Source organism: Amycolatopsis sp. NPDC049868, assembly GCF_044461365.1.
Lineage (GTDB): Bacteria > Actinomycetota > Actinomycetes > Mycobacteriales > Pseudonocardiaceae > Amycolatopsis.
The window spans coordinates 638555-661087 of sequence record NZ_JBITKV010000003.1 but is presented as its reverse complement, the minus strand read 5'-3'; the positions used below and the strand labels follow the sequence as shown (position 1 = coordinate 661087).

The following is a 22533-nucleotide window of genomic DNA, read 5'->3' as shown; positions in this document are numbered from 1 at the left end:
GGAACCGTTGCGGCACAGTGGAAAACGTCAGCGCACGCGGAACGGGCGCATCCGCTTCGGATACGCGAATCCACTACGTCGCGACAAACCCGGAATAGGTCAGGAATCCATACACAGCGCGCTTGCTTGCTGCCGCAAGTCAACGTGCCGGCGCCACACCAAGGCGACTGGGGATTGCATGGGCGAAATACTCGTGTGAACCCGCCGGAGTGTCAATCTCGTGATCAAAGAATGGGACATGCCACGGCCGGGTGAATTTCCCACGATGCGGATGGGCCATTGGGCCGGATGGGTGGCGATTTTCCGAGCAGTGGGAATTAGACCACTTGGCGGCACTACCGCAGGTCACAACGGACCAGTAACCTGCGCCCACACCCTCTCGGCGACGTTATGAGTTCGTTACTCAATCCCGGGAACTTCGCCACACACCGACCTGCGCCCGCCCGCCCCGGATCGCGATTAGGGGGCTAAACGCAGGTCGGCGGCGGGGTCAGGCGGGGCCGCAGAGGGCCTGGTGCTTGAGGGTCGCCAGGGCGTCGTCGATGGGGTGCGAGGTTCCTTCGGCGTCCGGCTTGCACCACCGCACGAAGTTCATCGCGGCGGAGAACTGCCGCGCGCCATCGGGACTGGCCCAGGCCATCGTCATCGCTCCCCAGACCGTGCCGTCGTGACCCCAGAAGACGCCGTGCCCCGGTATCTCGGTCTTGTACAGGCCGAGCCCGTAGTCGATCAGCCGCCCGTCCTGCGCGATGACCGGGACCAGACGCTGCATCTCCGCCAGCGACGAGGGACTGACGATCTCCCCGGCCATCAGCTTGCGGTAGAAGCGGTTGAGATCCTCGACGGTCGAGACCAGTCCGGCACCTGCCATCACCCAGGACATGTCGTAGACGCTGTAGTCGCGCGGCGGATCGATCGCGCCGAACAGCGCCTCGTACATCCGCGAGTGCGGCTCCTCGATATGCGGACCGGCGGGAAAGCCGGTGTTCGCGAGACCCGCGGGTTCGATGATGGCGCGGGAGACGTGCTCCTCCATCGGGGCGCCGGTCAGGTGCTCCAGCAGTTGGCCCAGCAGCAGGTAGTTCGTGTTGGAGTAGACGCCAGGAGTACTGCCCGGCTCGCCGGTGGCTGGCGCACCGACCCCGATCGCGATCAGCTCCGCCGGGTGGAACTCCTGGAACCGATTGTCGTCGAGGCTCCCGGGGGCGAGCTTCTGGAGCGACGGGAACGCGTAGGGCAGGTACTCGGCGAGGCCGCTGGTGTGGTTGAGCAGCATGCGGATCGTGATCGCCCGGCCCCGTTCACCGGGGACCAGCCGCGGCAGGAAGTCACCGATCGGCGCGTCGAGCTCGAGCCGCCCCGCCTCGACCTGACGCAGGACCGCGGCGGAGACGAAGGTCTTGGTGACACTGCCGACGCGCTGCCGCATCCCGGTCTCGACGGGGCGACCGGTTTCGAGGTCGGCGACTCCGGCGGCGCCGCGCCAGAACCGCTCACCGGCCCGCACCTCGGCGAACACCCCCGGCACCCCCGCCCGGTGGACACCGTCCAAGGCGGACCGCAGGCTCTTCGTGGCCGAGTTCTCTTCTGTCACAAGGGATTCCATATCGACCATCCTTTCGACCGGCTGCCCCTGGATCGCCCGCCATCCGTCGCGCATCCAGGCGGATACCGCACCGATCGTCGGCCGGATCGCGATTAGGGGGCTAAACGCAGGTCGGGCCGGGCAAAGGGGAAAGCCCCCGGCCTGGGAGGACCGGGGGCTTTCTCGGGGTGATGGCCGCTATTCGGCTGGCTGACGACGGCGGCGGGCGCCGAAGACCAGAACCGCTCCGAGGCCCAGTGCGGCGAGCGCGAGCGCGCCGAGCCAGATCACGTCGGCACCGGTGCTGGCCAGCCCCGAACCACCTTGACCGCCGCCACTGCCCTGCCCGGCGGGCGTGGTCGTCGGCGCCGGGGTTTCGGATTTGCCGCAGTCCGCGGGCTGCGTGGGCACGGTGGGCGCGGGCGCCTCGCCGGTCTCGGCCAAGATCCGGATCGGGAAGGGCTTGTCCTCCGGCCCGACAACCTGGATCTGCATCGGGTTCTCACCCCGGATCCGCCAGCCCTGAGGTGTCAGCAGGTAGAGCCTGTAGTCGGGCCCGGGTACCACCTTGCGGAATTCGAAGCGTCCTTCGGCGTCGGTCGTCCGCTCCCCGATGACGGGGCACTTTCCATCGGAGACGAGCACGACTTTGATTCCGCTGACGCCCTTCGGCTCACCCTGACCGGCGATTTGAACCACGTCACCGACGACGGTGGCCAACCCGCCCGGAACCGCTGCCTGGTCATGGGCCAGAGCGTGACCGTCGACATCGACCTCGCGATAGCCGAAGTCACAGCTCACCGTGACCACGCCGCGGTTGAGCGCGGCGTCCGGCACCTTTTCGGACACGTCGATCCTGCGCGTCTCACCGGGCGCGATCGTCACACCCGCCCCGAAATAGCCGAGATCTCCCCAGCTGTCTCGGCCCTTCAGGGCATAGTCGGCTCCATAGCGGTCGCAAGCCGCGACGATGCCCGTGAGCGGAATCGAGCCGGAGTTGGTCAGGGTCACGGAGACATGCGCGAGCTCGCCGGGTTTGTAGCTGTCCTGAGTGAAGGCCATCGATGCCTTCAACGCGCCGTTCAGCGGTGGCGCCCCCCGGATGAGCAACTCCTTCGGTTCGGTTCCGATCTGCACGAACTCGAACGGGAAGTGCCAGCCCTTGAGTTCCGCGCCGCCGAGGCGGTACCTGGCGACCGGGACTTCGCCGAAGTCGATCTTCCCCGCGTCGTTGCTCGTGGCCTCGTATTTGACGGCCCCGGAGTACTCCAGGATCAGGGTGATGCCGGACAGCTGTTCGCCGTCGTCGGCGCGGCCGTTGCCGTTCTTGTCGCCGAACACGAATCCCGTCGCGTGCCCGGTGACCTTGGCTACGGTGACGTCGCCGTAGAAGCCGCCGACACCGAACCCGGTCACGTCGAAGAGATTGCCGCGGACGACGGCCTTGTCCTTGTCGATGCCCTGGATCTGCCCGGTGACAGCCACCTCGACTGTCGCGCCCGGCGCGATGTCCACGCCCCCTTTGCCCCAGTCCAGATCACCCCAACTCGACACCGACAGGTCGGCCGGGTCGGTGATGGATTGGGACACCTTCACATCGACCGCTGGAATTTCGCCGGTGTTCTTGACCTTGAAGGTGAACCGGACGTTCTCGTCGGTCCGGTACTCCTTCTTTTCGAAGGTGACGGACGCTTCGAGCGTCGGTCGCTCGGCCTGCGGCTTCGGCGCCACCGGAGGTGCGCTTTCCGCAACGGACGAACCAGGCGGCGCGCTGGAACTCGCCGGTGCTTCGGATGTCGCCGGCGCGCTCGACGCCGGTGAGGAAGGTGCCGGATCCGCTCCGGCCGGCGTGGCGAATACGCCGGTCAAGGCCGCAGCCACGGCGAAGGTCGCGAGATAGATCGCCCCAGTACGTGAGCCGGATCTACCGCTTGGCGATTTGTTCACGCAGAGTCACCCCTGATTACCAGATGGAAATGCGCATAGCCCCCGAATCGCGTAGAACCGGATCACCTTAACCGGATTCGTCAGGGGCCTGTACTCATTTCGGGTACTCCGGAAACGGGAAGGGCCCCCGCCGGATCGGCGAGGGCCCTTCTCGTGGATTTCGCTTCGGTCAGCGGAAGTCGCGGCCGAAGTCGTAGTCGTCCAGCGGCACCGCGGCGCCCGGCGTGGAGCCGAACACGTCCGGGGTGTAGTAGCCGTCGTCGTAGGACGGGATCGCGTAAGCGGCGACCCGCGCCTCCTCGGTCGGCTGCACCTGGATGTTGCGGTACTTGTTGATCCCGGTACCGGCCGGGATCAGCTTACCGATGATCACGTTCTCCTTGAGGCCCACGAGCTTGTCCGAGCGGCCGTTGATGGCCGCGTCGGTCAGGACACGCGTGGTCTCCTGGAACGAGGCCGCCGACAGCCACGAGTCCGTGGTCAGCGAGGCCTTCGTGATCCCCATCAGCACCGGGCGACCCGAGGCCGGCTCGCCGCCTTCGGCGACCGACGCGCGGTTCTTCGCCTCGAACTTGGTCCGCTCGGGCAGCTCGCCCGGCAGGAAGTCCGTGGCACCGGAGTCGATGATCGTCACGCGGCGCAGCATCTGCCGCACGATGACCTCGATGTGCTTGTCGTGGATCGACACACCCTGCGCCCGGTACACCTTCTGGACCTCGTCCACCAGGTGCATCTGCGCCTCGCGCGGCCCCATGACCCGCAGGACCTCGTGCGGGTCCGGCGTGCCTTCGAGCAGCTGCTGGCCGACCGCGACGCGGTCACCGTCGCCCAGCGGGCCGTTCGGGGTGTTCGCGAGCCGCTGACGCTTGGACAGCTTGTCGAAGACGATCTCTTCGCTGCCGTCGTCCGGGATCAGCGTGATCTTCCAGAACCGCTCGCTCTCCTCGATGCGCACGCGGCCATCGACGTCGGCGATCGGCGCCTTGCCCTTCGGGACCCGGGCTTCGAACAGCTCCTGGACACGGGGCAGACCGGTCGTGATGTCGTCACCGGCGACACCACCCTGGTGGAACGTACGCATCGTCAGCTGCGTACCCGGCTCACCGATCGACTGGGCCGCGACGATACCCACGGCCTCGCCGACGTCGACGAGCTGACCGGTCGCCATGGACCGGCCGTAGCAGGTGGCGCAGATACCGACGGCCGACTCACAGGTCAGCACCGAACGCACCTTGACCTTGGAGATCCCGCTCGAGATGAGCTTGTCGATCGCCGGGTCACCGATGTCGTCACCGGCGTTGAGCACGACGTTGCCCTTGGCGTCGACCGCGTCGGTCGCCAGGTTCCGCGCGTACACGCTGGTCTCGACGTGCTGGTCGCGCAGGACCTTGCCGTCGCCGATGTCCTCGCCGATCGGCATGTTGATACCGCGGGTGGTGCCACAGTCGATCTCGCGGACGATGACGTCCTGCGACACGTCCACCAGACGACGGGTCAGGTAACCCGAGTCGGCGGTACGGAGCGCCGTGTCCGCCAGACCCTTACGGGCACCGTGCGTCGCGATGAAGTACTCCGCCACCGACAGGCCTTCACGGAAGTTGGCCTTGATCGGACGCGGGATGTACTCACCCTTCGGGTTCGACACCAGACCACGCATACCGGCCAGCGACCGGACCTGCGTCATGTTGCCCGCCGCGCCCGACTTCACGATCATCGCGATCGGGTTGTCGTCCGGCAGCGCCGTCTCCATGATCTTGTGGACCTCTTCGGTGGCCTGCGTCCACACCTTGACGAGCTCGTTGTTGCGCTCGGCGTGCGACAGCTGACCACGCTGGTACCGCTTCTCGACCTGGTCGGCCTTGCCTTCGTACTCGTCCAGAATGGCCTTCTTGCCTGCCGGGACGAGCACGTCGGAGATCGCGACCGTGACACCCGAACGGGTCGCCCAGTAGAAACCGGCGTCCTTCAGGCGGTCCAGGGTCTGCGCGACCTGGGTCATCGAGTAGCGCTCGGCGAGGTCGTTCACGATCGCGGCCTGACGCTTCTTCGGCATCGGCTCGTTGATGAACGGGTAGTCCGCCGGCAGCAGCTCGTTGAACAGCACGCGGCCCAGGGTGGTCTCGGCCAGCCACGCCTTGCCCGGCTCCCAGCCGTTCTCCGCGAGCCTCGCCTCGTCGGCCTTGGCGGGCTGACGGTCGGTGACGCGGATCTTGATCGGGGCGTGCAGGCTCAGCGCCTTGCGGTCGTACGCCATGATCGCCTCGGCGGGCGACGAGTACGCGTTGCCCGCGCCATCGGCGTTCTCGTTCAACCGGGTCAGGTGGAACAGACCGGTCACCATGTCCAGACGCGGCATGGCGAGCGGACGACCCGACGCCGGCGAAAGGATGTTGTTCGCCGACAGCATCAGGATGCGGGCCTCGGCCTGCGCCTCCGCGGACAGCGGGAGGTGCACGGCCATCTGGTCACCGTCGAAGTCCGCGTTGAACGCTTCACAGACCAGCGGGTGCAGCTGGATGGCCTTGCCTTCGACCAGCTGCGGCTCGAAGGCCTGGATACCGAGGCGGTGCAGGGTCGGCGCACGGTTCAGCATCACCGGGTGGCCGGTGATGACCTCTTCGAGCACGTCCCACACCTGCGGACGCGACCGCTCCACCATCCGCTTGGCGGACTTGATGTTCTGCGCGTGGTTCAGGTCGACCAGCCGCTTCATGACGAACGGCTTGAACAGCTCGAGCGCCATGTCCTTCGGCAGACCGCACTGGTGCAGCTTCAGCTGCGGACCGACGATGATGACCGAACGGCCCGAGTAGTCGACACGCTTGCCGAGCAGGTTCTGACGGAACCGGCCCTGCTTGCCCTTGAGCAGGTCGGACAGCGACTTCAGCGGGCGGTTACCGGGACCGGTGACCGGGCGGCCGCGGCGGCCGTTGTCGAACAGCGCGTCGACGGCCTCCTGCAGCATCCGCTTCTCGTTGTTCACGATGATCTCGGGCGCGCCGAGGTCGATCAGCCGCTTCAACCGGTTGTTCCGGTTGATGACCCGGCGGTAGAGGTCGTTCAGGTCGGAGGTGGCGAAACGGCCACCGTCGAGCTGGACCATCGGGCGCAGGTCCGGCGGGATCACCGGGACGGCGTCGAGCACCATGCCGCGCGGGTCGTTGCCGGTGGCCTGGAAGGCCGCGACGACCTTGAGCCGCTTCAGCGCGCGGAGCTTCTTCTGCCCCTTGCCGTTGCGGATGGTGTCGCGCAGGCTCTCGGCCTCGGCCGCGACGTCGAACTCGGTGGCCAGCTTCTGGATGGCCTCCGCGCCCATGCCGCCGGTGAAGTACTCGCCGTACCGGTCGATGAGCTCGCGGTAGAGCAGCTCGTCGGCGATCAGCTGACGCACGTCGAGCTTGGTGAAGGTCGTCCAGACCTCCTCGAGACGGTCCAGCTCGCGACCGGCGCGGTCACGCAGCTGACGCATCTCGCGCTCGCCGCCTTCCTTGACCTTGCGACGGACGTCGGACTTGGCGCCCTCCGCCTCCAGCTCGGCCAGGTCGGCTTCCAGCTTCTGCGCCCGTGCCTCGATGTCCGCGTCGCGCTTGGTCTCGAGGTTCTTGCGCTCGACGCCGATCTCGTTCTCGAGGGTCGGCAGGTCGTTGTGCCGCAGCTCGGTGTTCACACCGGTGATCACGTAGGCCGCGAAGTAGATGATCTTCTCGAGGTCCTTCGGCGCCAGGTCGAGCAGGTAGCCCAGGCGGGAGGGAACACCCTTGAAGTACCAGATGTGGGTGACGGGAGCGGCCAGCTCGATGTGGCCCATCCGCTCACGGCGCACCTTGGCGCGGGTGACCTCGACGCCACAGCGCTCGCAGATGATGCCCTTGAAGCGGACCCGCTTGTACTTACCGCAGTAGCACTCCCAGTCCCGGGTCGGGCCGAAGATCTTCTCGCAGAAGAGGCCGTCCTTCTCGGGCTTGAGCGTCCGGTAGTTGATGGTCTCCGGCTTCTTCACCTCGCCGAAGGACCACTGACGAATGTCGTCGGCGGTGGCGAGGCCGATGCGGAGCTCATCGAAGAAGTTGACGTCCAGCACGTCTTTACATCCCCTTGGGGTTGATGCGACTAGAGGAGTTGGCGAGCGGAGGCGGGAGCCCGCGGGAGGCAGGCTCCCGCCTCATCGCGGGTCAGTGCACGACGTCGTCCACCGAGGGCGACTCGTTGCGGGACAGGTTGATGCCGAGGTTGGCCGCGGCACGCTCGAGGTCCTCGTCGTCGGAGTCGCGCATCTCGATCGCGGCGCCGTCGCTGGACAGCACCTCGACGTTGAGGCAGAGCGACTGGAGCTCCTTCAGGAGCACCTTGAACGACTCGGGGATACCCGGCTCGGGGATGTTCTCCCCCTTGACGATGGCCTCGTACACCTTGACGCGGCCGACCACGTCGTCCGACTTGATCGTCAGGAGCTCCTGCAGGGTGTATGCGGCGCCGTACGCCTGCATCGCCCAGCACTCCATCTCGCCGAACCGCTGGCCACCGAACTGCGCCTTACCACCCAGCGGCTGCTGCGTGATCATCGAGTACGGACCGGTGGACCGGGCGTGGATCTTGTCGTCGACCAGGTGGTGCAGCTTCAGGATGTACATGTAGCCGACGGAGACCGGGTACGGGTACGGCTCGCCGGAGCGGCCGTCCAGCAGCGTGGCCTTGCCGTTCTGCTTGACCATGCGCTCGCCGTCGCGGTTCGGCTTGGTCGCGCCGAGCAGCCCGGTGAGCTCCTCTTCCTTGGCGCCGTCGAACACCGGGGTCGCGGTGTTCGTGCCGGGGTCGACGTCGTAGAGCTCCTCGTTGAGGTTCTTCGCCCAGTCCGGCTCGCCCTCGATCTTCCACCCCTGCGACGCCAGCCAGCCCAGGTGAAGCTCCAGGACCTGGCCGATGTTCATACGACGCGGGACACCGTGGGTGTTCAGGATGATGTCGACGGGCGTGCCGTCCTCCATGAACGGCATGTCCTCGGCGGGGAGGATCTTGCCGATGACACCCTTGTTCCCGTGGCGGCCGGCGAGCTTGTCGCCCGGCTGGATCTTCCGCTTCTGGGCCACGTAGACGCGGACCAGTTCGTTGACGCCCGGGGGCAGCTCGTCGTCGTCCTCGCGCGAGAACACGCGGATGCCGATGACCTTGCCGGTCTCACCGTGCGGCACCTTCAGCGAGGTGTCCCGGACTTCGCGGGCCTTCTCACCGAAGATCGCGCGGAGCAGGCGCTCCTCCGGGGTCAGCTCGGTCTCGCCCTTGGGCGTGACCTTGCCGACCAGGATGTCGCCGTCGCGGACCTCGGCACCGATGCGGATGATGCCGCGCTCGTCGAGGTCGGCGAGCACCTCCTCGGAGACGTTCGGGATGTCCCGGGTGATCTCCTCGGCGCCCAGCTTGGTGTCGCGGGCGTCGATCTCGTGCTCCTCGATGTGGATCGACGTGAGCACGTCGTCCTGCACCAGGCGCTCGGAGAGGATGATCGCGTCCTCGTAGTTGTGGCCCTCCCACGGCATGACCGCGACGAGCAGGTTCTTGCCGAGCGCCATCTCACCGTTCTCGGTGGACGGGCCGTCGGCGATGACCTGACCCTGCTCGACCCGGTCGCCCTCGTTGACGATCGGGCGGTGGTTGAAGCAGGTGCCGTGGTTCGAGCGACGGAACTTGTACAGTCCGTAGCTCTTCCGCGTGCCGTCGTCGTGCATGATCGTGATCAGGTCGGCCGAGAGCTCCTCGACCACACCGGCCTGCTCGGCGACGAGCACGTCACCGGCGTCCACCGCGGCACGCAGCTCCACGCCGGTGCCGACCAGCGGGGCCGAGTTGCGCAGCAGCGGAACGGCCTGACGCTGCATGTTCGCGCCCATGAGCGCGCGGTTCGCGTCGTCGTGCTCGAGGAACGGGATCATCGCCGTCGCGACCGAGACCATCTGCCGCGGCGAGACGTCCATGTAGTCCACGTCCAGCGGGTCGATCAGCTCGACCTCGCCGCCCTTCTTACGGACCAGGACGCGATCTTCGACGAAGGTGCCGTCGTCCGAGATCGGCGCGTTCGCCTGCGCCTTCACGAAGCGGTCTTCCTCGTCCGCGGTGAGGTAGTCGACCTGGTCGGTGACGCGGCCCTCGACGACCTTGCGGTACGGGGTCTCGATGAAACCGAACGGGTTGACCCGCGCGTACGAGCAGAGCGAACCGATCAGGCCGATGTTCGGGCCTTCCGGCGTCTCGATCGGGCACATGCGGCCGTAGTGCGACGGGTGGACGTCACGGACCTCCATGCCGGCGCGCTCACGCGACAGACCACCCGGGCCGAGGGCGGACAGACGACGCTTGTGCGTCAGCCCCGACAGCGGGTTGTTCTGGTCCATGAACTGCGACAGCTGCGAAGTACCGAAGAACTCCTTGATCGCCGCCACGACGGGACGGATGTTGATCAGGGTCTGCGGCGTGATCGCCTCGACGTCCTGCGTGGTCATCCGCTCGCGGACGACGCGCTCCATCCGGGACAGACCCACGCGGATCTGGTTCTGGATGAGCTCGCCGACGGTGCGGAGACGGCGGTTGCCGAAGTGGTCGATGTCGTCGGTCTCGACCGGGATCGTCTGGTCGCCGACGGTCGCCTTGTCTTCGCCCGCGTGCAGGCGGACCAGGTACTCGATCGTCGAGACGATGTCCTCTTCGGTCAGCGTCCCGGTGTCGTACGGCGTGGTCAGGCCGAGCTTCTTGTTCAGCTTGTACCGGCCGACCTTGGCCAGGTCGTAGCGCTTCGGCTTGAAGAACAGGTTCTCCAGCAGCGTCTGCGCGCTCTCCTTGGTGGGCGGTTCGCCCGGGCGCAGCTTGCGGTAGATGTCGAGCAGCGCCTCGTCGGTGCCGGCGGTGTGGTCCTTCTCGAGGGTGGCGAGCAGCGTCTCGGAGAAGGAGAAGCGCTCGCGGATCGCCTCGGTGGTCCAGCCGAGCGCCTTCAGCAGCACGGTGACCGGCTGGCGGCGCTTGCGGTCGATACGGACGCCGACGGTGTCGCGCTTGTCGACGTCGAACTCGAGCCAGGCACCCCGGCTCGGGATGACGCGGACGTTGAAGACGTCCTTGTCGGTGGTCTTGTCGACGCTGGTGTCGAAGTACACACCCGGCGAACGGACCAGCTGGGACACGACGACACGCTCGGTGCCGTTGATGACGAAGGTGCCCTTGTCGGTCATCACCGGGAAGTCGCCCATGAAGACCGTCTGGCTCTTGATCTCGCCGGTGTTGTTGTTCACGAACTCGGCGGTCACGAACAGCGGGGCCGCGTACGTCATGTCCTTGTCCTTGCACTCCTCGACGGAGGCCTTGACCTCGTCGAAGCGCGGGTCGGAGAAGGACAGCGACATGGATCCGGAGAAGTCTTCGATCGGCGAGATCTCGTTGAGGACCTCTTCCAGGCCGCCGACCGGGTTTTCTTCACCTTCTTCGACGCGGCGTTCGAACCACGCCTCGTCGCCGGTGAACCATTCAAAGGACCTGATCTGCACGTCGAGCAGGTTCGGGGTGCTGAGCGGCTCGCGAATCTTTGCGAAGGAGACCCGCTTGGGGGCTCCCGGGATTCCCGTGGACTCCGAGCGAGATACAGCCGAGGTGGTCGCAGCAGTGGCCTGGTTCGCGGGAGAGACTGCCAAGATGCGTCCTTCCGGGGACAATGAGCGGTGAGCAGCCGCGTCAGCAACAGCTGATGCGGTCTGTCAAGGGTGCCGTGTGCCCACTATCCTAACTACCGGCTCCGGGCAGCCTGAAAGAGGGCAGCGCAAAGAAGCAGTCTAGCCCGAACGTCGCGGTCTGTCCAGGGGGCGCTCCCGATGGGGCCCAGCCTGCATCGCAACGTCTTCAGGGTATGCCTCTCCTCGGCCTCCCCGGCCCGTCCCTCCCGCAAGGGCACCGCCGGTTCTCACCGTTGCCAGTAAGCGTGACCCCACAGGGGCTCTGAGTCAAGATGCCGCGCGGTGGTCCCGCCGGTTGGCGCAGCGTGGAAGTAGCTCCGCACCGGGCGCTTCACAGGACGATCATCCTGGTTACCGCCCGGTACCCGCAGGTGACGGCGCCGGGGCGCCGACCTGCGTTTAGCGGGCTAAACGCGATCCGCCCGGCGGGGCTTCCCGGACGGTCACCGGGCCGGGCCGGGCGACCGGCGGGGTGCCCCGGACGAACCTGTCCCGTGTGACCGTTGTGACCGGTGGGCCTTCTGGTGCGGCGCACAGGTAGGGCGACGCACCTGCGTTTAGCGGGCTAAACGCGACGCGCGCCGGGGGCCGCTGCCAGACTGGGCGGCGTGACGAAACGTACGAGCAGGGCGCCGGTGCCGAGGTGACGCCCAAGATGCCCCCGGTCTTGTTGCGGCCGGAAGCCGAGCTGCGGCCGGCCGCGGAGCGGAGCCCCCTCCTCGACGAGGTCCGCGGCTACGTCGCCGGGCTGGGCGACAGCGAGCCGGGCGACCCGCTGGTCCCTCGGTGGGCGGAGGTGTCCGGGCTGGTCCGCGTCGTCGAGGGCAAGCATGTGCCCGTCGAGGAGAACGCGACACTCCTCGACGACCCTCTCCGGCTCTGGGAGCGGCTGTTTTCGACGATCAGTGAAGCCGGGACCCCAGAGGCCTCCGGGATGCTGTTCTCTCGCCTGGTCGCGTCGATCCCCCTCACGCTCTATCAGTCGGGTCCGGTGGCGGTGCCGGTCGAGCTCCTCTTCGAGGTCTTGGCTCCGGTACTCGATCTCGGACAGGTATCCGACGAGTCGGCGCGGTACGCGATAGCCGTCACGCTGGACTTCCTCGACCGGTTCGGCGCGATCGAGCAGGCCACCGCGGACACTGCCGTGCTCGCGAGGATCGCCGAGATCGCCGGCAAGCCCGATCCGTCCCCGTACCTCGTCAGCCTCACTCCGCTCGCCGTCTGGGCGCTCAACAGGGAGCTCCGCGCGGCCGGAGTGGACGCACCGGTCATCGGTGACGCCGCGGAGGAGGGTCTCGGCGAGCTGAGCCCCCGCCTCGTCGGCTCCGCACCGGAGATCATCGACGCGGAGCTGAAGGCCTGGGTGCGGCACCGGTCGCCTACCGACGCGGCGGCGGAGGCGAGCGCGTTCCTCCACGCGGCGCGACTCCCCGTAGAACGGCTGTTCGCCTTGATCGCGCTCGGGGAGACCGGCGAGATCGGCCTCAAGACCGCTGCGGGAATCCGAGCCGAAGGCGGTCTGGTCGGCGCGGCCGCCGCGATGTGGCTGTCCGAACGTGGCGCGGTCGACCGGGAAACGATCACCCGCGACGAGGTCGTCGTCGGGATGGCGGACCATTACGCGGCGATGCACGCGCTCGGCGCGTTCGTCCATCAACTCGCCGACATGGACGACGGCTTCGACATCGTGGACCTGCTGACGTCCTCTGGCCATCCGGACCGGCTCGATCTTCTGAACGTCGTCGGCACGGACCATCCGGACCGGAACATGGCCAAGAAGGCGCGGACGGCGAGCTTCAAGCTCCGGTCGAGCGGCGGCGTTTAAGCCCCTGCTGGTCAGCGCCCCGGATCGCGTTTAGCGGGCTAAACGCGATCCGGGCGGGGTCACTTCGAGGGGGCCGGGGAGGCCGGGGGTGAGGCGGGGGCCGAGGAAGCGGTCGGGTTGGGCGGAGCGGCGTAGGTGTTCATCGCCGTGATCTTCCACTTGTCACCCTGCAGCTCCGCGTTCAAGTGCAGCTGCGCGCTCCCGGCGGTGGTCTTGTTCGTGTCGGCCCGCGTCGAGCTCTGGTCGACGAACACCATCACGTCGGCCCGGTCGCCTTCCAGCCGGATGACGGCGCTGCGGGTGACCTTGCAGGTCACGACCATCTTCTGCTGCGGGGCCAGCCGCTTGACCTCGCCCATCAGCAGGTTGTACTTCGCCCGCACGTCGTCGTTGACCAGCAGATCGGCCGCCGCGGTCTCGGTCTTCGCGATGTTGTTGTAGTCGTACGAGAACAGCGCCTCGGTCGCCTTCGCGACCTGGTCCTTGACCTGCGCGGTCTTCGCGACGTCCAGCAGCGCCGTGTTGTTCGTCGAGCTGGACACCTCGTCGGCCTGGATCTTGAAGAGCACCGCGGTCGCGGCCAGCAGCAACCCGACGACGACCAGCGCGCCCGCCAGGATCAGCTGCTTCGATCCCGGCTTCTTGGTCTCCGAAGAGTCCGACGACTCCGCTTCGGAGGCGACCTCGGCTTCGGCCTCTTCGAGGTCGTCCGGCTTGTCTTCGGCAGCCGCGCGGACCTTCGCACGCGGGCTCGGCTTCGCGACAACCTCGTCTTCGGAAGCTTCAGGAGCTTCAGGCTCTTCAGGAGCCTCGACAGCGGCCACCTCAGGCTCCGGCTCAGCCACCTCAACGGGCTCAGGCTCAGGCCCAGGCGCGGGACGCGGAGCCGGCCGCGGCGACGGGCGGCGAACCGGCGTCGGCGTTTCGTCGACCTCGACCTCTGAAGCAGGGACTTCCGGAGAGGTGGGAGCAGGAGACGCACCGGGCCGTCGCAGGCCGGCCACCCGGGGGCGGCGCACCGGCGGAGTGCTGCGAGGGGGCTGGCGGCGGGAGGGGGGCACTACGTGGCTCCGTTCTAGGTGACGCTCTTACTGACCGGCCGCGACGAGGGGCACGTTGTCGATCCCGGACAGCTTCCACTCATCGCCGACCCGGGTCATCGAGACCTCCAGGCGCAACGCCTTCGAGCTCGCCTTGTCGCCCTGGGTGACCTGGGTGGAGATGGCGGCGAGGAAGCTCGCCTTGCCCTCGTGGTCGTCGAGTTCCTCGACCGCGATGTCCTGAATGGTGGTCACGACCTTGGTCTTCGCGTCGCCGAGCGCCTTGCGGTAGGTCGGCTCCAGCTGGGCCAGCTGCTGGCTCATCTTCTCGTCGGAGACGGCCTTCTGCTTGTTGAAGAACTCGTCGAGCTTCTCGAAGTCGACCTCGGTGTACGCCTTGATCGCGGTGCCGCCCGCCTTGACCACGTCGTCTCGCGAGCGCGCCAGGTCGGCGTTGTCGTCCGACGCGGCCACGGCCCACATGACACCGAAGATCGCCGCGGCGAGGAAGGCGGCCAGCGCGAACGCCGCCGCCCCCAGTACCAGGGTCCGCGATCGAGAAGAACTCATGACACTCCAGGGTAGGTATACGGTCTCGGGCTCAGCCGGGCAGGCCCAGCAGCGTGCCGAGGGTGGGCAGGCTGACCCCGGGGCTCTGCAGGATGCTCGGCATGCCCTGCGCCGCGCGCAGGCTGGCCAGTTCCTCGGCCGAGCGGCCGGCGTTCGCCGCGACGTCGCCTTCCGACGGGATCTGCGGGACCCCGTTGTACGGCACGTTCTGCGAACCGCGCACGTTGATCGGGCTGCCCTTCGGCTCGGCGCAGTACGCGTCGTCCTTCGGCGCGCGAGGCGCCGTGTCGGTGCCTTCGCGGTACTTGTCGAGGCCGATGTAGCCCTTGGTGCACGAAGGCGGGTTGAACAGGTTGAGCGCGAGGCCCAGGTGCGCGGTGCCGTCGTTGGCGACGCTGTTCGCGCCCGCGGCCAGCATCGGATACGTCACCAGGCCCTGTTCGAGCCCGTCGAGCCGGGTCACCAGCAGGTTCGACGTCGTAAGCAGGTTCGCCGTCAGCGCGCCCAGCCCCGGCCCGGATTCGGCGAGCACCGAGCTGATCTGGTTCGCCACCTGCGGGGTGATCCCGATCAGCTTCCGGATGTCGGCGTCGGAGTTCTTCAGCGTGCCCGAGAGCTTGTTGAGGTCCGCGCTGAACGACTTCATGGAGCTCGACATGTCGTTCTGCGTTTCGAGGACCTGCCCGCCCTTTTCCAGCAGCTGGATCGTCTGCGGCAGATACTCCTGCGCGGTCGTGGTGAAGCTCCGCGCGGTGTCGAGCAGCCGCTGCAGGTCCGGGCCGGTGCCGTTGAAGGCGTTGTACGACTCGTCGACGACCTTGCGCAGCGAGTCGGTCGGCACCGAGGCCGCGAGGCTGTCGAGGTCGCCGATGAGCTGCTCGGTGGGCACGGGCGTCTTGACCTTGTCGGCCGGGATGACCGAACCCGCGTCGAGGAACGGCCCCTGCTCGCTCTTGGGCCGCAGGTCGACGAACTGCTCACCGACCGCCGACCGGTTCGCGACCACGGCGTCCAGATCGGCGGGCACCTGCGGGGCATCCGGCGCGATGTTGAGATCGGCTTCCAGCCCGGTCTTGGTCAGGCGCAGCTCGCCGACCCGGCCGATGTTGAAGCCGCGGTACGTGACCTCGGCGTTGGTGAAGATGCCGCCCGACTGCTTGAGCTGCAGTTTCACCGTGTAGCCCTCGTCGCCGAAGACCTGGCCGAGCCCGGCGAACCGGATCAGCGCGTACACGATGGCGACCACGGAGATGATCGCGAACGCGACCAGCTGGATCTTCGTCCTACGGACCAGCATCAGCCGGCACCTCCCGAAAGCACGCCGAAGATACCGGCGGGTCCGGTCTGTTGCGGCTGCCCGCCACCCTGCGGCGCGCTCGCCTGGCCACCGGCGACACCGCCGACGCTGTCCGGGATCGGCAGCGGCGGATTCTCCCCCGGCCCCTCCGTCCCACCGGTGAGACCCGGCACCGGGATGGCGTCCTTGAGCGGGTTCTCACGGCTGCGGCCGAGGTTCTTGAGGATCTCGTTCAGGTTCAGGTCGATCTTCGCGAACAGGTTGAAGTAGTCGCCCTTGACCCCGTCGTAGGCGGCGTCGCTGAACGGGAAGGTCAGCAGGATCTCGAGCGCCTTCGGCAGATCCGAGCCCGCTTCGCCGAGTTTCTGCAGCGTCGGCTGCAACGCCTTGAGGTTGGCGACGAGGTCTTCCTTGCTCTTGTTCACCGTGTCGACGGCGACACCGGAGAGGTGGTTGAGCGCGTTCAGCATGGTCACCAGCTGGCCGCGCTGCTGCTCCAGCACGCCGAGACCGGGGCCGAGGTTGTCGACCGCGCCGACCAGCTTGTCCTTCTGGCCGTTCAGCGTGAGCGAGAGCCGGTTCAGCCCGTCGAGCGCCCGCGTGATGTTCGCGGACTGCTTGTCGAGGTTCGTGACCAGCTCATTGGTGTTGTTCAGCAGCGCCTTGAGCTCCGGCGAGCGGCCGCTGGTGGCGTTGTTGAGTTCCTTGGTGATGGTGTTGAGCTGTTCCACCCCACCGCCGTTGAGCAGCAGCGAAAGCGCGCCGAGCAGTTCTTCGACCTCGACGCTGCGGTTCGTGCGGGCCAGCGGGATCACCGCGTTGTCGGCGAGCTTGCCCTGTCCGTCGGCGGGGGCGGCCAGCTCGACGTACTTCTCACCGAGGAGGCTCGACTGCTTGACGTTGGCGAGCGCGTTCGCCGGCAGCTTCACGTCGCCGTTGACCCGGAGGGTGACTTCGGCGTTCCAGCCGTCCTGGGTCAGGCCGATCGCTTCGACGCGGCCGATGGCGACCTCGTTGACCTTCACCCCGGCCTGCGGGGTCAGGTCGAGAACGTCGCGGAACTGCACCTTGACGGTGTACGGGTGGTCGCCGAGTTCGGCGCCGCCGGGCAGCGGGACGTCGTAGATCCCGTTGAACCCGCAGCCGCTCAAGGTCAGCGCCGCGACGGTCCCGGAAGCGATGAGAGCGGGTTTCTTCATCATTTCGCCGCCGTTCCGTAGAGCTGACCCGCGATAGGCAGCGGCAGCGGCGGCAGCTGGCCCGCCTGCGACGACTGGATCACCTGCGCGATCGACGGCAACGGCACCAGCCCGTCGACCAGTCCGGCGACCCCCTTGCACGCGTCGCCCAGCGCGTCGAGCGCGTCCGGGGTCTGCTTGAGCAGGTTGCACACCATCACCAGCGGCGGCTGGGTGAGCTCGTTGAGGTTGGCCCGCGCGTCGAGCGTGCCCGACGAGGCGTTGTAGGTGTTGACCAGGTTCCCGAGGCCGACCGGGGCGACGTCGAGGATCTCGGCGAGCGCGCCGCGCTGGTCCACGAGCACCTTGGTCACGCTGGCCAGCTTGTCCACATTGGACTTGAGCCGGTCGCGGTTCTTCTCGATGAACGCCTGCACCGCGGTCAGCGTGTCCGACAGCTGCTTCACCGTCGCCGAGAGGTTCTCCCGCTCCCCCGCGAGGAATCCGCTGACGTCGGCGAGCTGCCGCTCGAAGTCGCGGACCTGCTTGTCGCTGTTCACCAGCGTCTGCGAGAAGGAGCCGAGGTTCTCGACGGTCTTGAACAGGTCGTCCTTGTTGCCCGACAACGTGCCCGCCGCTTGGCCGAGCTTCGTGATCGTGTCGTGCAGCGCCTGCCCGTTGCCGTCGAAGTTCTTCGCGGCGGTGTCGAGCAGGTTCGACAGCGAACCGTTCTTGTTGGCGCCGTTGGGCCCGAGCGACTTGCTGACCCGGGAGAGGCTGGCGGCGAGCTCGTCGACTTCCAGCGGGACCTCGGTGCGGTCGAGCCCGATGACGGCGCCGTCGGCGATCCGCGGGCCGCCCTTGTAGGCCGGGGCGAGCTGCACGTAGCGGTCGCTCACCAGCGACGGCGACACGATGATCGCCTTCGCGTCCGCGGGCACCGCCACCGAACGGTCGTATTCGAGTTCGACGCGGACCTGGTTGCCCATCGGCTGGATCTTGGTGACCGTGCCCATGTCCACGCCGAGCATGCGGACGCTGTTGCCTTCGTAGAGGCCGACGGCGCCCGCGAAGTACGCGGTCACGTGGTTGCGGCCGGCGTCCTTGAGCGTCCACCACAGCGCGCCTGCGACGACGAGCGCCAGCACGATCGCGATGGTGAAGCCGCGCGCGAGGCCGGCTCCGAGACGGGTACTCATTTCTCGTAGCACCCCTTCTCGTTGATCGGCCCGAACGACGGCAGGACCAGTCCGCAGATGTAGTTGTCGAACCAGCGGCCGTTGCCGATCGTGTTCGTGAACACCCGGATGAACGGCGCGAACCGCGCGATGCCCTGGCCGAGGGCGTCCTGGTTGCGCTGCAGCATCGAGGTCAGCTGGTCGAGCTGGGCGAGCACCGGGTCGAGCTGCGCGTCGTTGTCGTCGACCAGGCCCTTGAGCTGGGTGGCGAGGTTGCGCGAGCCGTCCAGCAGCGCGGAGATCGCCTCCTTGCGCTTGGCCACCTCGCCGAGCAGCTTGTTGCCGTCGGCCAACAGCTTCTGGAACTCGGCGTCACGGTCGACGAGCGTCTGCGAGACCTGCCGCGTGTTCGCGAGCAGGCTCGACAGCTGCGAGTCACGCTTGGCGATGGTGTCCGAGAGCCGGGAAAGACCGGTCAGCGCGCCCTTCACGTCGGCCGGGGTGTCGGCGAAGGTCTCCGTGATGACGTCGAAGCTCTTCGCCAGCTGCGTCGTGTCGATGTCGTCGACGGTCTGCGAAAGACCGCGGAAGGCGTCGAGGACGTCGAACGGCGACATCGTGCGCTCACGCGGGATGGTCGCGCTCGGGTCGAGCGTGCGCTGCCCCTGCGGGTCGAGCGCCAGGTACTTCTGGCCGAGGACGGTCTTGATCTTGATCGCCGCGCTGGTCTTGTCGCCCAGCCAGGCGTCCTTGACCTTGAACGAGATCCGGACCTTGTCGCCGTCGAGCTTGATCTCGGAGACCTTCCCGACCTTCACCCCGGCGACCCGGACGTCGTTGTCCTCCTGCAGGCCCGAAGCCTCGCTGAAGTCCGCGGAGTAGGTCGTCCCGCCGCCGATGACCGGCAGGTCGTCGGAGTTCAGCGCGGCGATGAAACCGAGCAGCAGCACCGAGATACCGACCAGCGCGATCGGGATCGGATTGCGTTTCCGGAACGACTTCATGCCGTGCACCTCGCCCGGTTCACCGGCAGCAGCGGCAGGTTGATCGGCTCGTTGATCAGCGGAGGCAGGGCGACGGCTCCCGTCATCTCGCAAGCGAAGAAGTTGAACCAGGAGCCATAGTCGGCGGTGCGGGTCAGCGCCGTCACCTTCTGCGGCAGGAACTGGATGAAGTGCTCGACGATCGGCTGGCTGTCGTTGAGGTTCTTCGACAGCGTGCCGAGCGCGGCGATGTCCTGCTTGAGCGGCTCGCGGGCCTCACCGAGCAGACCGGAGGTCGTCTTGGCGAGGGTGCCGAGCGAGTCGATGGCGTCGCCGATCGGCTCGCGGTCCGCGGCCAGCCCGGAGACCAGCTGCTGCAGCTTGACGATCAGGTCGTTCAGCTGCGGCGTGTGCGCGTTGACCGTGTCGAGCACCGAGTTCAGGTTGTCGATGACCTCGCCGATCACCTTGTCCTTGTCGGAGATCGTGGTGGCCAGCGACGCGGTGTGCTTCAACAGGCTTTCGACCGTGCCGCCCTCGCCCTGCAGGACCTGGATGACCTCGTAGGACAGCTTGTTGATGTCGTCCGGGTTGAGCGCGGTGAACAGCGGCTTGAACCCGTTGAACAGCTGCGTCAGGTCGAGCGCGGGCGTGGTCCGCTCCAGCGGGATGTTCCCGCCGGGCTCCAGGTTCTTGCCGGAGGAATCGGTGCCCTGCCCGAGCGAGACGTAGCGCTGGCCGACCAGGTTCCGGAACTTGATCTGCGCGGTGACCCCGGCGGGCAGCTTGCGGCCGGAGTCCACTTCGAACTCGACCTCCGCCTGGCGCCGGTCGACGATGCGGACGTCCTTGACCTGCCCGACCCGGACGCCGGCGATGCGGACGTCGTCGTTGGGCAGCAACAAGGTCGCGTCGCTGAACCGTGCCTTGTAGGCGTTGGTGCTGGTGGTGTTCACGTTGGCGATGCTGATCCCGAGGATGGTCGTGAACAGCACGGTGACCACGATGAACGCGCAGAGTTTGATCAGCGGAGCGAGCAATCCCCTCACTGGACGTGCACCTCCGCCCCTCGGTAGAGCGGGCCGACGAGCAGCGAGCCCCAGCCGGGCACGTCCGAGGCGGACATGCCGACCTGCGGGGCGACCAGCTGCGCGAGGAAGTCCGATTCGGACGCGCTGTAGGACGGGCTACCGCCGGGCGCTCCCCCGCCGTTGTAGCCGCCGTAGTTCGCGAAGCCGTTCGACGGCGAGAGACCGTCGTTCGCCGAGCGTGCCGGGGGTTTGACCGTGCTGCCGTCCTTGATCGGACCGTCCGGCGGGTACTGCGGGAACGGGTCCGGGAACTGCTTCAGGTCGTAACAGCGCGGACCGCGTTTGTCCTCGAACCTCGGCTCGTCCTTGCCCGGCAGGTACGGCCCGCGGTTGACGGTGACCTCGATCGTCGCGTGCAGACCGGGCCGGTCGGTGCCCTTGCCGAGGGCCTTGTCGATCTTCGGCAGGTTGGCCGCCATCTGCCCGATCACGCACGGGTACTCCGGCGCGTACTTCGCCAGCAGCTCCGCCGTCGGGCGGGCCGTGTCGGCGAGCCGGATCAGGTTGTCCGCGTTGTTCTGCAGGAACGTCTGGAGATCGACAGAAGCCTGGGTGACGCTGCCGTAGAGGTTCGCCAGGTTCATCTTCTGGTCCACCACGGTGCGGGTGGTGGTGCTCAGGTTGTCCAAGGTCTGCACCAGGTCCGGGGCGACGGCGTTGAGGTTGTCCGAGAACTTCGCGAGCTCTTTGAGGTTCTGCTGGAGTTTGGGCTCGTGCGGGTTCAGTTCCCCGACGTAGCTGCCGAGCTGCGCGAGGGTGTCGCCGAGCTGGCCGCCGCGGCCGTTGAGCGCGGTGGAGATCGCCGAGAGTGTGCTCGACAGCTTCTGCGGCTGAACGGCCTGCAAGACCGGCATCAGATGGGCGAAGGCCTGCTCCAGCTCGACCGCGCCGGACGTGCGGTCCTGGGTGATCACGTCGCCTTCGGCGATCGCCTTCTCCGAAGGCACGTCCGGGATCTCGAGGGAAACGAACCGCTCACCGAACAACGTCTTCGGCAGGAATCGCGCCGAAACGTTCTGGGGGATCAGTTTCGCCGACTCCGGATTCAGCGCGAGCGTGAGCTCGGCACCGTCCGGCGTCGCGGCGATGTCCTGCACCGAACCGACGATGAGACCGCGGACCTTCACGTCGGACTGCTTCAGCAACTGGTTCCCGATGTTGCCCGACTGGAGTTTCACGCTGACGACGGGCGTGAACGCCCTTTGATACAGCGCGATGCTCAGGGCGACACCGCCGATGAGCACGGCGACGAGCAGCAGGCCCAGAAGCCTGCGTCGCAGAGTCGCGATCATCCTGCGATCCTCACCGTGACGTCGGTTCCCCAGATCGCGAAACCGATGAAGAAGTTCATGATGGACACCGTGACGATGCTCAGCCGGACCGCTTTACCGACGGCCACGCCGACACCGGCGGGGCCACCGGAGGCCCGGTATCCGAAATAGCAATGGGACAGGATGATCAAGACGCTGAACAACAGCACCTTGATGAACGAATACAACACATCCTGTGGTGGTAGGAACAGGTCGAAATAATGGTCGTAGGTACCCGCTGACTGGTTGTAGATGTAGATAACGACCAACCGGGACGCGAGATACGAACTCAGCAGGCCGATGACGTACAGCGGGATGACCGCGACGAAACCGGCGATGATCCGCGTGGTCACCAGGTACGGCAGGCTCGGCACGCCCATGACCTCGAGCGCGTCGATCTCCTCCGAGATCCGCATCGCGCCCAGCTGGGCGGTGAACCCGGCGCCGACCGTCGCCGAAAGCGCGAGGCCGGCGACCAGCGGGGCGATCTCGCGGGTGTTGAAGAACGCGGTCAGGAAGCCGGTGAAGGCCGAGGTGCCGATCGAGTTCAGCGCCGAGTAGCCCTGAAGACCGACGAGGACACCGGTGAACAGGGTCAAGCCGACCATCACGCCGACCGTGCCGCCGATGACGGCGAGCGAGCCGGAACCGAAGCTCACTTCGGCGAGCAGCCGCAGAACTTCTTTCATGTAGCGGCGAAGCGTCCTCGGCGTCCACAGCAACGCGCGGCCGTAGAACGACATCTGGTCACCGAGGTTGTCCAGAGTCTGCAAAGGACGGTTGGCGACCCGCTTGGCGCCCTGGAGGAAGGTCATGC

General features: G+C 67.2%; 14 protein-coding genes. 1 reads left to right on the top strand and 13 read right to left on the bottom strand.

The features are described from left to right. Window positions 1-490: 490 nt before the first annotated feature. The 4 genes from ACIBTM_RS16670 to ACIBTM_RS16655 all read right to left on the bottom strand — a co-directional run bounded on the left by ACIBTM_RS16670 (window position 491) and on the right by ACIBTM_RS16655 (window position 11205). A complete protein-coding gene (locus ACIBTM_RS16670; protein ID WP_395877494.1) occupies window positions 491-1606 on the bottom strand; it encodes a serine hydrolase domain-containing protein in 1116 nt (371 codons plus the stop codon). Window positions 1607-1783: 177 nt separating this feature from the next. After that, complete coding sequence (locus ACIBTM_RS16665) at window positions 1784-3316, bottom strand: hypothetical protein (protein WP_395877492.1); 1533 nt, start codon at window positions 3314-3316, stop codon at window positions 1784-1786. Window positions 3317-3701: 385 nt separating this feature from the next. Continuing rightward, window positions 3702-7613, bottom strand: a complete 3912-nt coding sequence (locus tag ACIBTM_RS16660; protein WP_038519866.1) for a DNA-directed RNA polymerase subunit beta' — start codon at window positions 7611-7613, stop codon at window positions 3702-3704. 91 nt (window positions 7614-7704) lie between these two features. Continuing rightward, window positions 7705-11205, bottom strand: a complete 3501-nt coding sequence (locus ACIBTM_RS16655) for a DNA-directed RNA polymerase subunit beta (RefSeq protein WP_395877490.1) — start codon at window positions 11203-11205, stop codon at window positions 7705-7707. A 694-nt stretch (window positions 11206-11899) separates the two neighbouring features. On the opposite strand from ACIBTM_RS16655, the gene ACIBTM_RS16650 reads away from it, so the two are divergent. Then, window positions 11900-13069 carry a hypothetical protein gene (locus ACIBTM_RS16650; RefSeq protein ID WP_395877488.1) on the top strand — a complete coding sequence of 390 codons (1170 nt, stop codon included), beginning with the start codon at window positions 11900-11902 and terminating at the stop codon, window positions 13067-13069. A gap of 59 nt (window positions 13070-13128) precedes the next feature. Here the strand turns inward: ACIBTM_RS16650 and ACIBTM_RS16645 are convergent, their stop codons facing one another. The 9 genes from ACIBTM_RS16645 to ACIBTM_RS16605 form a co-directional block, all read right to left on the bottom strand. Continuing rightward, window positions 13129-14073, bottom strand: coding sequence for a hypothetical protein (locus ACIBTM_RS16645; protein WP_395878091.1), 945 nt, complete (start codon window positions 14071-14073; stop codon window positions 13129-13131). A gap of 84 nt (window positions 14074-14157) precedes the next feature. Next, on the bottom strand, window positions 14158-14679 hold the full coding sequence (locus tag ACIBTM_RS16640; RefSeq protein ID WP_395877486.1) for a hypothetical protein: 522 nt from the start codon (window positions 14677-14679) through the stop codon (window positions 14158-14160). A gap of 31 nt (window positions 14680-14710) precedes the next feature. After that, window positions 14711-15976, bottom strand: coding sequence for an MCE family protein (locus ACIBTM_RS16635; RefSeq protein WP_395877484.1), 1266 nt, complete (start codon window positions 15974-15976; stop codon window positions 14711-14713). Continuing rightward, window positions 15976-17178 carry an MCE family protein gene (locus tag ACIBTM_RS16630; RefSeq protein ID WP_395877482.1) on the bottom strand — a complete coding sequence of 401 codons (1203 nt, stop codon included), beginning with the start codon at window positions 17176-17178 and terminating at the stop codon, window positions 15976-15978. The genes ACIBTM_RS16635 and ACIBTM_RS16630 overlap by 1 nt, the downstream gene beginning before the upstream one ends. Beyond that, window positions 17175-18353, bottom strand: coding sequence for an MCE family protein (locus ACIBTM_RS16625; RefSeq protein ID WP_395877479.1), 1179 nt, complete (start codon window positions 18351-18353; stop codon window positions 17175-17177). Before ACIBTM_RS16625 ends, ACIBTM_RS16630 begins: the two co-directional genes overlap by 4 nt. After that, window positions 18350-19336: an MCE family protein gene (locus ACIBTM_RS16620; RefSeq protein WP_395877477.1), complete on the bottom strand. Its 987-nt coding sequence runs from the start codon at window positions 19334-19336 to the stop codon at window positions 18350-18352. Before ACIBTM_RS16620 ends, ACIBTM_RS16625 begins: the two co-directional genes overlap by 4 nt. Further along, window positions 19333-20364, bottom strand: a complete 1032-nt coding sequence (locus ACIBTM_RS16615) for an MCE family protein (RefSeq protein ID WP_395877474.1) — start codon at window positions 20362-20364, stop codon at window positions 19333-19335. The genes ACIBTM_RS16620 and ACIBTM_RS16615 overlap by 4 nt, the downstream gene beginning before the upstream one ends. Further along, window positions 20361-21698 carry an MCE family protein gene (locus ACIBTM_RS16610; protein WP_395877472.1) on the bottom strand — a complete coding sequence of 446 codons (1338 nt, stop codon included), beginning with the start codon at window positions 21696-21698 and terminating at the stop codon, window positions 20361-20363. Before ACIBTM_RS16610 ends, ACIBTM_RS16615 begins: the two co-directional genes overlap by 4 nt. Then, the gene (locus ACIBTM_RS16605) at window positions 21695-22531 is read right to left on the bottom strand and encodes an ABC transporter permease (RefSeq protein WP_016331063.1); all 837 of its coding nucleotides are present in this window, start codon (window positions 22529-22531) and stop codon (window positions 21695-21697) included. The genes ACIBTM_RS16610 and ACIBTM_RS16605 overlap by 4 nt, the downstream gene beginning before the upstream one ends. Window positions 22532-22533 lie beyond the last annotated feature (2 nt).